Here is a 13,683-nt window from a genome sequence, read left to right as displayed (position 1 = left end):
TTTGTTAAAATCCTAAATTTAATGAGAAAGTATATTGCCTAGTAATTGGTAATGCAACTCCACCTGTTTGATAGAATTCTGGATCTTGACCGTTAAGTTTAGAGTCAGAGTATAATAAAAACAAGTTTGTTCCTTGAAATTTAACTTTTAAATGTGAAAGGCCTAGTTTTTCAACTAGTTCATTATTAAATTTATATCCTAATGAAATGTTTTTCATACGTAAAAAATCTCCATCTGCTACTCGCTCAGTAGAATAGTTGTAAGCATTATAAACCGTTCTTAAGTTTGAGTTTCTTTGAAAAGCAGAAGGGTCTGGTACTACAGGGATGTTGGTTATATTCTCATCTCCAGGGTTAAGCCATCTGTTTACATGGCTCTTAGAAAAAATGCTTGTATCTGAATAAGTAGAGCTAAATACAGGGTTTAACCTTACTTTATTTCCTCCGCTACCAGTTATCAATACTCCTAAATCCCAGTTCTTATAAGTAAAATTGTTAGAAAAACCAACTGATATATTAGGGTTTACGGAACCTTCGTGTTTTAAGTAGTCAGTTAAGTTTTCGTTGTTTTGAAAGTCTAAAACAGAAGCTACTTCACCATCTTTATTTATAAACTGTGGTAATCCTTCATTATTTAAACCAGCAAATTGAAAAGAAAACATTGAGTTGATAGGGTATCCTACAACATTACCCCCAGTTTGATCTACTAAATCAAAAGCAATAGGTGTATTGTCTAATTTTGTAATTTCTTGATCAAAATATGAGAAATTAATGTTAGAAGACCATGTAAAGTTGTCTGTTACTATGTTTTTAGTGTCTAAAGTAAATTCTATACCATAAGTTTCAACATCTGCGTTATTTCCTTGTTTTATAAATTGCCCACCGATACCAGAAGTTCTTACAAAATCAATATTATCAAATATATCTCTTTTGTAAACATCTGTTATTAAATTAACTCTATTGTTGAATAAGCCTAAGTCGACACCAAAGTTTAATTCATATTGCTTTTCCCATGTTAACTCAGAGTTTTGTAATGCAGTTATATTTAAGAAATTTTCTCTATCTGCTGGTAAAAGTCTGTCTGCTATTTGACTTGTAAATATAGCTAATGCATTTGTTGCGTTACCAGGAGTTGCCACTAAACCATATGAAGTTCTAAACTGTAAGTTGCTAAAAGTGTTAGAGTTTTCTAAGAAAGACTCTTTACTAGCGTTCCATTTAGCACTAACAGTTCCTGTTGGTAACCACCTTGAGCTACTACTGCGCCCTTGTCTGTTAGACCCGTCATATCTTCCTGTTAAAGAGAAAACATACTTATCATCATAAGAATAAGTTGCCTTACCAAAGAAAGCTACTGTTCTTTCTCTTTCTTTAGTTAATCCAAAATAAGCTTCGCCTCCATTTATCAGTTTTTCAAGAATTCTAGGGTCTGTAAATGCTGTTAAACCATTGTCGTATTGTAACCCATATCCTGTAAATCTGTCTGAATTTCTATTTACAAACCTTATCTCTTGACCTAACAATGCATTAAAATTATGTTTTTCATTAAACGTATTGTCGTATTTAAAGCTATTTCTAGCATAAAAAGTTGTTAAGTAGTCGTCGTTTTTAAAATAGATACCACCGTTTGGTAAAACCGCAACAGGTAAAGCATCAGGATCTGTAGGGTCTTGATATAAGAATATATTATCGTCTCTTAAAACTGTTGAAGAATCAGCATTATAAGCTCTTACAACATTTGAATTTTCTCTAACGTTATGTTCTCTTACTGTATTAACAAAACGACCAGCACCATTAAAGTCGTAAGTGATGTTGTCTGTTATTTTATAAGATGCATCTAATTGGAATCGAATATCTCTTTGGTTAATGTCAATAGAGTTGTTTGCTAACTCTTCTAATATATTAAAGTCAGCCCAGTTGTTTCTATAATACTCATAACCTCCAGTATCGTTATATGGTCTTAATGTTCTAGAGGTATTAAGAGCGTAGCTAAAAGGGTTGATATCAAATTCACGAGATATGTCTCCTGTTACTGGATCTGACTCTCTGCTGAATGTACCTGGTGCTTTTTGTTTTCTTATGGATGCGTTTACAGCAAGAGTAGCATTAAACTTATCAGAAAAATAGAACGTATTTTTTAAGTTAGTTGTAAAACGAGTTACCTTATCAGCAATAGTCCACCCCGGATCATGCAAAAGACTCACAGAAGCATAGTAAGAATTATTTTCACTACCACCAGAAAGACTTAAAGAGTGGTTTTGCATTAAAGAGCTATTTCTAAATAATGTTTTAAACCAATTAGTGTTGGCTAGTTCATATTTGCGTAAAAAAGCTTCTCTGGCTTCAGGAGTGTTCCCTAGTTCAAACATTCCAGTTGACTCGTTATAGTTATCTAAAGCAGTAGCTCTGATGTAATAAACACCGCCATATCTACCTCTAGAAACACTTGGTAGTTGGAAAAAACCTCTACTTTCATTTTCTCTAAAAATAGCCATGCTTTCTTTTGAGTTTAGCAAATCAAAATTACTATATGAAGGTATGTCACGTATTGTTTGCTCTAGGTTATAGTTTAGTTTTAAAGGAGAGTCTTTTCTTCCAGATTTAGTAGTTATTACTACTACACCATTTCTAGCTCGTGCACCATAAATTGATGTTGCAGAAGCATCTTTTAAGATATCTATTTTTTTTATATCGCTGGCGTTTATACCAGCTATAGATGAGCTAATTAAAGTTGAAGGGTCTCCTGATGTTAATTGATCTAAGTCTTGTTCTATTACATCCTCTTGTACTACACCATCAATTACGTATAGAGGTGTGTTGTTCCCAAAGATAGAGGAAGAGCCTCTAATAGTGATGTTTGGAGCAGTACCAAAAGTACCAGAAAGATTTTGGATATTGACTCCTGCAACTCTACCCTCTAACATTCGAGTTACATCTACAACCCCGTCTATTTTTAAATCATCGATTCCAACTGAAATAGCAGATCCAGTAAAAGTTTTTTTGTTTATTTTGTCATAACCAGTAGCGATAACTTCTACTTCGTTAAGAATATTAGAATCATCTTCCAATACTAAATTAATAACGGTTTGGTTTTGTACCTTTATCTCAGTAGTTTTTTTACCAACAAACCTGAAAACAAGTACATCTCCTTGGTTTACTTTTATGGTATAATTTCCATCAAAATCTGTGTCTGTTCCTTTGGTTGTGTTCTTGATTAAAACAGTAACGCCGGGCAGAGGACCAGTAGTATCGGAAACTGTACCAGAAATACTTTTTTCTTGAGCATAGGTTATTCGCCCAAGTAACACTATAAATAGCGTTAGCATGAATTTAGATTTCATTAATTAAATTATTTAAATTAGTACCCGGAAAAAAAATAAATTTTCCCCCTTCATTATTGAATATAATAACAGGTAAAGGTGGTTGTACCCTACTTTTTTTTACGAAAAGGTTTAAAAAACAATGTAATTACATTGTTTTTTTAGTTTTTTTGTTGATAGTTCAATAGTGTTGGTGTGTTTTTGATTTTTGTTAAAAATAAACGTATTTTTTTGTGGTTTTAGAATTGATTTATTGGTATAGTAAAAATAAAAGGAGTCTTCCTTGGAGAAAAACTAAGGATCCATACCGGGTTTGGTTAAGTGAAATTATGTTACAGCAAACACGTGTAGCACAAGGCTTACCTTATTTTTTAAAGTTTACAGAAACTTTTCCAACAGTGTTTGATTTAGCTAAAGCAGATGAAAGTGAAGTACTGAAGTTATGGCAAGGACTTGGTTATTATTCACGCGCAAGAAACTTACATTTTACAGCTAAGTTTGTAGCAAATAAATTAAATGGAGTATTTCCTAAAACATATAAAGAGTTACTTAAATTGAAAGGAGTGGGGGATTATACTGCTTCTGCAATTGCTTCTATTTGTTATGATGAGCCAGTTGCAGTTGTTGATGGTAATGTTTATAGAGTTCTTTCTCGTTTTTTTGGTATATATACCCCAATTAATTCTACTAAAGGGATTAAAGAGTTTAAAGAATTAGCACAAACGCTAATAGATGCATCCCAACCAGGAGTATATAATCAAGCTATAATGGATTTTGGAGCGTTACATTGCAAACCTAAAATACCTTTATGTGATAAGTGTCCACTAGCTGACAGTTGCATGGCTTTGGCAGAGAGTAAAGTAAAGGAGCTTCCTGTTAAAGAAAAGAAGATAAAGGTAAAAAAGCGATATTTTAACTATCTAGTTCCAATAACAGAAGAAAATGAAACTGTTTTAGAAGAACGAAAAGGGAAAGGTATATGGCAAGGACTTTATCAGTTTCCTTTGGTAGAAACACAAAAGATAATAAGTGAAGAAGAGTTGATAGAAAGTGAGCAGTTTGTGAAACTTTTTCCAAAAGAAACTACTATCTCACTTTTTAATAAAGAAGAGATTATTCACAAACTATCACATCAGCATTTAATTACTAAGTTTTGGGTAGTAAAAACTATAGGTGTAAATACAAAAACTATGGATTGGACAACAGTTAAAGAACGTCCAGTACCCGTGTTAATTGATAAGTTTTTAGAGGAATATTTAAACAAAGAATCTTAAAATTTGTATATTTGATTTTACACAAAACTATAATGCTATGGCAGGAACAATAAACAAGGTTATTTTAATAGGACATTTAGGAGATGAGGTTAAAATGCATTATTTCGAAGGAGGAAACTCAATAGGTCGTTTTCCTTTAGCAACTAATGAAACTTATACAAATCGTCAAACAGGAGAGAAAATAACAAATGTTGAATGGCATAATATAGTAGTGCGTAATAAGTTGGCTGAAATTTGTGAAAAGTATTTAACCAAAGGAGACCGTGTGTATTGCGAAGGACGTATAAAAACACGTCAGTATGAGGTTGATGGACAAAAAAGGTACACAACAGAAATTCATGTACAAGATATGACGTTCTTATCAACAAAAAAAGATCCAAATGACACACAATCAAATACAGCACCAACTCAAGGGAGCCCTAATCCTACATCACCAAGTGTAGCTAGTGAAGAAGATGATGATTTACCGTTTTAGTTTAATTAAATTTTAAAAATTGGATCCAGAACCCGAACCTTTACTTTTATTACTATCAAGTTTTGATTGGTTGACTGCCATTAACTGTTTATTATTGGTTTTATTATTGGTTTGCTCTGCGTTAGTTTCAGGAACTGAAGTAGCTTTCTTTTCAATTTCACAAACTGAATTAGATGAGTTATCAGCAAACTCTAAAGAAGAAAACACCGTAGTAAAATTACTTGATGACCCCAAAAAACTATTAGGAACTATTCTAATAACTAATAACTTTATTAATATTCTTATCGTGTTGCTTTTTGCAAGTATTGGTAAAGTGTTGTTTGCTGGGTTAAATTATGAATTAAACTTTTACTTTTTTAACGTATCAGTGCTTTTTCTAATAGAAATAGTACTCATTACTTTTTTAATTTTATTGTTTGGTGAAGTATTGCCAAAAGTATATGCTAGCAGAAAATCATTACAGTTTGCAGAGTTTATGGCTAAGCCTATTCAAGTACTAAATACTTTGTTAACCCCATTAAGCCTTCCTCTTATAAGGTTAACAAGTGTTGTTGAAAACAAGCTAGGAAATAAGAATAATAATCTTTCTGTAGAACGTTTGTCACAAGCATTAGAGTTAACATCTGATGATGCAACGACTAAAGAAGAGCAAAAGATTTTAGAAGGAATTGTAAGTTTCGGGAATACTGAAACGGTACAAATTATGAAGCCTCGAACAGATGTGTGTGCTATTGCTGATGACACTAGTTATGAGGATGTGTTAAAAACTATTTTAAAGAATGGGTATTCTCGAAACCCAGTATATCATGAAAATGTAGACAATATTATTGGTGTTTTATATGCTAAAGATTTGTTAGAGCATTTAAATAAGAAAACATTTAAATGGCAGAAGTTGTTACGAGAACCATTTTTTGTTCCAGAAAATAAAAAGTTAGACGATTTATTGGTGGAGTTTCAAGAAATGAAAAAGCACTTGGCTATTGTGGTTGATGAATATGGTGGAACTAGTGGAATTGTAACATTAGAAGACGTAATAGAAGAAATTGTAGGGGATATTAATGATGAATTTGATGATGAAGACCTAACTTATTCGAAACTTGATGAAAATAATTATATTTTTGAAGGAAAAATAACTATTAAAGATTTTTGCCGTGTCTTAGAAGACGAAGATGAGGAAAAGTTTGAAGAGGCTAAAGGAGAAAGCGAAACGATAGCAGGTTTTATTTTAGAGGTCTCAGGAAAATTTCCAAAAAAAGGTGAAAAAATAAACTTCAGTAATTATACGTTTACTATTGAAGCGTTGGCTAAAAAACGTATAAAACAAGTAAAAGTTACCCGAAATGCGTAAACTATTTTTGCTGGTATCAGCAATGTTTTTAATAAGTTGTGGTGAGGAAACCTTACCCAAACCCAAAGGCTATCTAAGTTTAGAATATCCTGAGAAAACTTATAAAAAAGAAAACTTAAACAAACCATATACGTTTGAAATAGCTCAAATAGCTAAAGCTAAAAACTTACCAAAAAATTGGATGAAAGTTGAGTATCCAAGTTTAAAAGCATCGGTAGATATTACGTATCGTCCTATTGAAGGTAATTTAAGGGAATTACTAATAGAGTCTGAGAAACTAGTATTTGAACATGCCATAAAAGCTGATCAAATCACTGCTCCTGTTGAATATGCAAATCCAAATACGAAAGTATATGGGAGTTTATATCAAATTCTGGGGAATGCTGCTTCTCAAGTGCAGTTTCATGCAACAGATAGCTCTAAACACTTTTTAAAAGGGTCTTTATTCTTTTATACCAAACCGAATTACGATTCTATTTTACCAGCAGTGGAATACATCAAAAAAGATATGATTCATATGATGGAAACACTAGAATGGAAAGATTAAGTTATTGAATAGTTGCTTTTTCTGGATTGCAACCACAAATAAAATTGTAACCCAAATAAAATAGCGCCAGATAACAAGTGTACAGCTTGTGTTCCTAGAGGGAATTCAGCATAGTACATTAAAATACCTGTAATCGTCTCTAAAAAGATTAAAGCAACAATCCAATTTACTAGTTTGTAACCTAAATTTTTCATCTGATTTAAGTAAAATAACCCAAGGTTTACTAATACAATAGCTATAGTAAATGAACGGTGGATGTAAAATTTAATGTTTGGATCCATCAAACTATAATGTTTGTTTTCGAATCCATGTAGTTTTACTTGTTCATCAATAAATTGACGAACTTGAGTTCCTAAAGCAATTTGAATAAGTGAAAATATAGCTGAAAGAATTACTAATTTACTAAACAATGAATTGTATTTATAAGATGTTTTCTTTTGGTCGGAAACTATATACAGTAACCATAACAACAAAGCAACAATAACTAAACCACCAACCATGTGAATGGTGATTATTGTTGGCTTTAGGTTTGAATCTACTACGGTTTTACCAAGCCACGCTTCAAATAACATCAAAAAGAAAGCACCAAATGATAGAAGCGTAATTTGTTTGTTTTCTTTCCAAAACTTAAGAGAGACAAAAATTAAAAACAAAAAAGGGATTCCTGCTAAAGCAGAACTTAATCGGTTAATATACTCTGTCCAAGTATGAAACTTGTTAAATTTTGCGTAATTATGTTTTGTATATTTTTCCCAGTTGTTGGCATTAAACTTTTCAGAGGTTTTAATATCATGACCTGCTACAAATAGTGCTTCGTCTTTCACGATAATCATTCCTTTTTTATACTCAGAATCTGGTTGCCAAGTAATTTGTTCTTCAGAAGTTGGAGGAATGTAATAACCAAAACACTTTGGCCAATCAGGACACCCCATTCCAGAACCTGTCATACGAACAACAGAACCAGCTAAAAAAATAACATATACAGCAATCAACGAGATTTTTACAATGAGAGGAAAATGTTTCTTCATTTGATGAAAAGTTTTAGCAAAGATACTTAAAAGGCATAAAAAAAGCTCCTAATTTAGGAGCTTTCGGTATTGTTTAAATTAACAATTATGCTTTTTTTGCTTCAGCACAACACGCCATAGTACAATCTTCTTTACATGCCTTTTTTTCAGCTTCAGTTTTTGTAGAGCATTCTTTTTTACAATCAGCGTCACAAGATTTCTTATCAGCTTTTTTAGTAGTTTCAGAAGCTTTGTACATGTCTCCGCTACCAATTCCTTCTACAAAAGCAATTAAATCCGCTTTGTTTGTTTTGTTAGCATCGTATTTTATAGTTGCAATACTGTCGTTAAAAACAACGTTTGCTTCTAAAACACCTTCTTTCTTGCTTAAGTCAGAAGCTATTTTTCTAGCACAACCTATTTCACAAGTCATCCCTGAAATACTTAAAGAAAGTTCTTTAGCGTCAGCAGCTACCTCTGTTTTTTGCTCTTTGGTAGCCTCTTCTTTTTTAGCTTCATTTTTACATCCAATAGCTAAAAAACTAACAAAAGCTAATGCAAATAATATTTTATGAATTTTCATCATTTTTATTTATTGAGTTATTCAGCAAATTTATCAATAAATTCAAAATTAAAAACAGAAATAAACGACTTTTGTGCTTAAATTAACTGAGAATGAATAGTCAACAACAAAAATGGTTGTTTTTAATAGTGCTTTCGCTAGTTTGGGGAAGCTCTTTTATTTTAATGAAAAAGGCATTAATTGGGTTAACTCCAATTCAAGTAGGTGCTTTACGAATGCTAATCACAGCAGTTTTTTTACTGTTAGTTGGATTTAAAAGTTTAAAAAGAATAGAAAAGAGGCACTGGAAATATGTTGCATATACAGCAGTTTTGGGTACTTTTTTTCCTGCGTTTTTGTTTGCTTTTGCTGTAAGTAAAATAGATAGTTCTATACCAGCTATTTTAAACTCGTTAACACCTTTTAATACGTTTATTTTTGGAGCGTTGGTGTTTGGGTTTACTTTTAAAAGAAAACAGTTTTACGGAGTTTTAATTGGGTTAGCAGGAACTTTAATTCTTATTTTGAAAGGAGCTGAATTAAATCCGAATCAAAATTATTGGTATGCTGTTTTAATACTAATAGCTTCAATAGGATATGCGTTTAATGTAAATATGATTAAAAAGTATTTAGATGATTTAGATGCACTGGCAATTACAACTGGAAACTTTTTATTATTGATAATACCAGCGTTTATAGTTTTAGCTTTTTCTGGATTCTTTTCAACTTTTGAAGTAACAGAAGAAACAACTTCAGCATTAGGTTATATTACTGTTTTAGCTGTAGTGGGAACAGGAATAGCAAAAGTACTGTTCAATAAAATGGTACATCTATCATCTCCTGTTTTTGCAGCTTCAGTTACGTATTTAATTCCAGCGGTTGCTGTAATTTGGGGAATTGTTGATGGAGAAAAGCTAAGCTTAATACAGTTACTGGCAGGAGGGATTATTTTGTTTGGAGTTTGGTTGGTAAATAAAGCTAGATAGTTTTAAAATTACTTAAAATAAAAAGAGCCAAAATGCAATATTTTGGCTCTTTCATTTTTTATAGACTTAGGTCTAATACTTATTTAAAATCAGCATCAGAAACCCCTTCGTTAATTTTAATTTCTTTTGTAATGAACTCAAAAGTCATTGGTCCATTCTTTTGAATCATTTTATGAGGGAATTTAATTCCGTTTACCTCTTTGTAATCTGAAAAAACAACAGGTACTTTTATTTCTCCTTGTGGTCCTTTAGCAGTTTTTACCTCTTTAACCTTTAATCCAGATTTTACATCATAAAAGATTTCTTTTTTACCATGTTTAATAACATAAGCATTGTTTCCATCTATAGGCTCAATTCTATCTAAAGTTCCAGTCTTATAAGCTTTATCAGCAAAAGGAGCAGATTCTTTTTTTGCTTTTTCTAACTCTTCTTCTGTCATTTCTTTTTTCTGACCGTTAGCTTCTTGGTACCCTTTAGTTCCGTCAAAAATTACTTTTTGCATTACATTACCCATCATAGAAACAATAACAGAAGACTTGTTAGGAGTAGCATTTTTTTGAACTAAACTTAATTGCATTCCTTGAACTGCAGCATTAGAAGTAATCATTACAGATTTTACGTTTGCTACTTTGTCTTTTCCTCCAATTGCTTTAAAATAATCATCCACTACACTAGATGCTGTAACACCGTTAGGAATAGGTAAACTCATTGCTGGTTTCTCAGTTGGATTTCCGTTTTTATCAAAATAGTTGATTTTATAATCAGCTGTTTTTTCTAAGTTCTTTAAAACATCAATTCCTTTACCAGTAATAATAATACGAGCTTTATCTCCTTTGAAGTACTTAATTGCTGCATTTTGAACATCGTTTAATGTCACAGCATTAATGTTTTTTAAGTAGTTCTTGTAATAATCAGCAGGTAAGTCGTTTGTTAAAATGTTTAAAGCATATGAAGCTACTGTTTGAGGCTTCTCAACGTTACGAACAAAGTTCCCAATGTATTTAGCTTTAGCTATATCTAACTCTTCTTGAGTTGCTTTTTGGTAACGGATTTTGTTGATTTCTTTCATCGCTTCAACCATAGCGCTATCAGTAACCATGTTTCTTACAGATGCAGTTGTTTTAAAACGAGAAGCATATCTACTTGACCCGATTCCTGAATAAGCTCCATAAGTGTACCCTTTATCTTCACGAAGATTTTTGTATAATCTACCAGTGCCGCCTCCACCTAGAATTTGGTTAGCTAATAAAGCAGCATAGTAATCTTTATCGTTCATCTTTAAATCTACTGCGTTAATGATAGATAATTCAGACTGAACAGCATTTGGCATATCAATAAAGTTGATCTCAGTAGTTGTTGGATTTTCAACTTTTGGTAATTTTTGAGTAACTAAATCACCTTTTTTCCAAGTTCCAAATAAGTTTTTAACTTGTGACTTAATATCGTTAAAGTTTACATCACCAATTATAATTAAGTATGCATTATTAGGCTTATACGTTTTGTTGTATAAGTCTTTAACATCTTGTAACGTAACATTTTTTAACGTTTCTTCAGAGGTAAACTCTCCAAAAGGGTGATTTTTACCATACGTTAATGCGTTTTCAACTCTACTAGCAATAGCTTTAACACTCTTGGCATTGTTTTTTATTCCGTCAAGAGATTGTTTCATTTGTTTATCAAATTCTTCTTGAGTAAACACAGGGTTAAAAGCAGCATCAGCCATTAATCCTAATACTTTTGGAAAGTATTTAGATAATGAACTTGCTCTAGCTCCTTCATCCCAAAAAGAGATGTTAGCTCCTAAAAAGTCAACTTCTTCATCAAACTTTGCTTTTGGAGTGTTTGTAGATCCAGTTCCAAGCATTCCGCTTAATAAGCCCTCAACACCTTTTTTATCTCCATAAGACATTGGTGGGTTGTCAATAGTTAATGTAGTAGATACTCTTGGTAATTTATGATTTTCAACCACTAAAACTTGCAATCCGTTAGGTAAAGCAAACTTTTTAGGAGTTCCTAAGTTAATTTTAGGAGCTGGACCTGGTTTTGGCTGTTGGGTTCTATCAATCTGCGCTGAAACAGTTAATGATAGAAATAATATTGTGATAATTGAAAATATTTTCGTTTTCATTAAAATTCAGTTTAGATGATTATTTCTTTTTTGGTAAATATTCGATAACAACACGACGGTTTTTAGCTAAATATTTTTTAGCAACGTCTCTAATTTCTTCTTTAGTAATAGAGTTGATAACTTCTAACTCTTTATTAATTTGATTAGTGTTTCCAACTAACATATAATTTCTTGCTAAAGAGTTAGCGATACCTTGTACACTAGAATTTGAAGCAACAAACTGATTTTCAAATTTATTACGAACCTTTTGTAAATCTCTATCAGAAATTAACTCTGTTTGAAGTTTTTCAATTTCTTCATCCATTTCTTTAATTAAATCATCTAAAGAAGTTTTTCCTAAAGGAATAGCTCCAATGTTGTAAACACTGTAATCTTCTAGGTTACGAGCAAAAGAAAATACTTGTAATGCTTTTTTCTTATCGTCAACTAGTTTTTTATACAATCTAGAGCTTTTTCCGTTACTTAAAATAGTCGAAATTACATCCAATACTTTAGAGTCTCTTTCTTTCATTGAAGGAGTTTTGTGTGCTAATAAAATAGCTGGTAATTGAATGTTTGAATCATATTCTTTTACACGCTTTTCTTTAGCTCTTTCAGGCTCAACCACTTTGTCTCTTTTTGGAAGTGTTCTTGCAGGAATTGGCTCAAAATAATCTTTAATTAACTTTTTAGTAGAAGCTTTTTCAAAATCACCAGCAACTACTAATACAGCATTATTTGGCATGTACCATTTGTTATAAAAATCCTGAAATTCACTCAGTTTAGCGGCATCTAAATCTTTAATGTAACCAATCATAGGTCTACCATAATTGTGCTTGTCAAAAATATGACTATACACGTCTCCATATATAATTTTTCCATAAGGAGCATTATCCATACGTTGACGCTTTTCTTCTTTAACCACTTCGTTTTGAGTATCTACAGCTTTTTGGTCGATAATTGGATGTAATAATCGCTCAGATTCCATCCATAAACCTAACTGTAAGTTATTAGAAGGGAATGTTTCGTAGTAGTAAGTTCTATCCCAGTTAGTGTTAGCATTACCAGTTCCACCATTCGCAGCTTCAATTTTATTCCATTCACCACGGCCAATGTTTTTAGTTCCGGTAAATAACAAGTGCTCATAAAAATGCGCCATTCCTGTTTTTCCATCCTCTTCATCTTTGGATCCTACATGGTACATTACGCCAACAGTAACAACAGGAGCAGAATTGTCTTTATGCAAAATAACATGCATTCCGTTGCTTAAATCGTACTCTTCAAACTCAACTTTTTGTGCATTAGCCGATAAGCCTAACAACAAAGCTGAAGCTAGAGTGATAACTCTTTTTCTCATTGATTGAAATTTAATTTTTAATGATTTTCGTGTATTTGACGTGAAATTATGGCATTTGTTACAGTTGAAATAATAAAAACGAACCTTTTTTATGCTAAAAGAGTAATTTTCTGAGTAATACATTTTTTTTTGAAGTAAAAAACGTATATTTGCACCCGCATTTTTATTTAAGAAAGTGTGAATAAAGTATAAACGCAAAACAAATAGTATGTACGCAATCGTAGAGATAGCAGGGCAGCAATTTAAAGTAGCAAAAGACCAAAAAGTATACGTACACCGTTTACAAGAGGCTGAAGGATCAAAAGTAACTTTTGATAATGTAATGCTTATTGAAGATAAAGGAAACGTAACTATTGGCGCCCCAGCTATAGAAGGTGCAGGAGTAACTGCAAAGGTTTTAGGTCACTTAAAAGGTGATAAAGTAATCGTTTTCAAGAAGAAAAGAAGAAAAGGTTACAAAAAGAAAAATGGACACAGACAGTATTTAACTGAAATTCAAATCGAAGGAATTTCTGCGTCAGGAGTAAAAAAGGCGGCTGCTAAGAAAGAAGCTCCTAAGGCTGAAGCAAAAGAAGAATCGAAGGATTTAAGTTCAATGACTGTAGCAGAATTAAAAGCTTTAGCTAAAGAAAAAGGTATTACAGGATACACTTCTTTAAAGAAAGCAGAATTAATTGAAGCATTAAGTAAATAATTAACTT

11 protein-coding genes are annotated in these 13,683 nt (G+C 31.9%); 6 read left to right on the top strand and 5 right to left on the bottom strand.

The window, feature by feature from the left end; translation table 11 throughout:
- Positions 1–4: 4 nt before the first annotated feature.
- A complete protein-coding gene (locus tag C8N27_RS04300) occupies positions 5–3,340 on the bottom strand; it encodes a SusC/RagA family TonB-linked outer membrane protein (protein WP_121146414.1) in 3,336 nt (1,111 codons plus the stop codon).
- Between the two features lie 212 nt (positions 3,341–3,552).
- Here C8N27_RS04300 and mutY point away from each other — a divergent pair, with 212 nt between their 5' ends.
- The 4 genes from mutY to gldD are packed head-to-tail and all read left to right on the top strand — an operon-like array spanning position 3,553 to position 6,963.
- Positions 3,553–4,593 (top strand): A/G-specific adenine glycosylase, encoded by a 1,041-nt coding sequence (mutY, locus tag C8N27_RS04295; RefSeq protein ID WP_121146413.1) that lies wholly within the window; start codon positions 3,553–3,555, stop codon positions 4,591–4,593.
- A 37-nt stretch (positions 4,594–4,630) separates the two neighbouring features.
- Positions 4,631–5,068 (top strand): single-stranded DNA-binding protein, encoded by a 438-nt coding sequence (locus C8N27_RS04290; protein WP_121146412.1) that lies wholly within the window; start codon positions 4,631–4,633, stop codon positions 5,066–5,068.
- 19 nt (positions 5,069–5,087) lie between these two features.
- On the top strand, positions 5,088–6,416 hold the full coding sequence (gldE, locus tag C8N27_RS04285) for a gliding motility-associated protein GldE (RefSeq protein WP_164723398.1): 1,329 nt from the start codon (positions 5,088–5,090) through the stop codon (positions 6,414–6,416).
- Positions 6,409–6,963 (top strand): gliding motility lipoprotein GldD, encoded by a 555-nt coding sequence (gene gldD, locus C8N27_RS04280; protein WP_121146411.1) that lies wholly within the window; start codon positions 6,409–6,411, stop codon positions 6,961–6,963. Before gldE ends, gldD begins: the two co-directional genes overlap by 8 nt.
- Here the strand turns inward: gldD and C8N27_RS04275 are convergent.
- Positions 6,960–7,991, bottom strand: coding sequence for a COX15/CtaA family protein (locus C8N27_RS04275; RefSeq protein WP_121146410.1), 1,032 nt, complete (start codon positions 7,989–7,991; stop codon positions 6,960–6,962). The genes gldD and C8N27_RS04275 overlap by 4 nt on opposite strands.
- Positions 7,992–8,076: 85 nt before the next feature.
- The gene (locus C8N27_RS04270; protein WP_244174712.1) at positions 8,077–8,556 is read right to left on the bottom strand and encodes a cation transporter; all 480 of its coding nucleotides are present in this window, start codon (positions 8,554–8,556) and stop codon (positions 8,077–8,079) included.
- 89 nt (positions 8,557–8,645) lie between these two features.
- Here C8N27_RS04270 and C8N27_RS04265 point away from each other — a divergent pair, with 89 nt between their 5' ends.
- Entirely contained in the window at positions 8,646–9,518 is an 873-nt protein-coding gene (locus C8N27_RS04265; RefSeq protein ID WP_121146409.1) for a DMT family transporter, read from the top strand.
- A gap of 79 nt (positions 9,519–9,597) precedes the next feature.
- Here C8N27_RS04265 and C8N27_RS04260 read toward each other — a convergent pair whose 3' ends face one another.
- On the bottom strand, positions 9,598–11,646 hold the full coding sequence (locus C8N27_RS04260; protein WP_121146408.1) for an insulinase family protein: 2,049 nt from the start codon (positions 11,644–11,646) through the stop codon (positions 9,598–9,600).
- 19 nt (positions 11,647–11,665) lie between these two features.
- Positions 11,666–12,982: a M16 family metallopeptidase gene (locus C8N27_RS04255; RefSeq protein ID WP_121146670.1), complete on the bottom strand. Its 1,317-nt coding sequence runs from the start codon at positions 12,980–12,982 to the stop codon at positions 11,666–11,668.
- Between the two features lie 208 nt (positions 12,983–13,190).
- Here C8N27_RS04255 and rplU point away from each other — a divergent pair, with 208 nt between their 5' ends.
- Positions 13,191–13,676 (top strand): 50S ribosomal protein L21, encoded by a 486-nt coding sequence (gene rplU, locus C8N27_RS04250; protein WP_099214854.1) that lies wholly within the window; start codon positions 13,191–13,193, stop codon positions 13,674–13,676.
- Positions 13,677–13,683: the final 7 nt, after the last annotated feature.

Source organism: Tenacibaculum discolor (assembly GCF_003664185.1).
Taxonomy (GTDB): domain Bacteria; phylum Bacteroidota; class Bacteroidia; order Flavobacteriales; family Flavobacteriaceae; genus Polaribacter; species Polaribacter discolor.
Note: the sequence above shows the minus strand (reverse complement) of the source record. Positions and strands in the feature narration are given on the sequence as shown.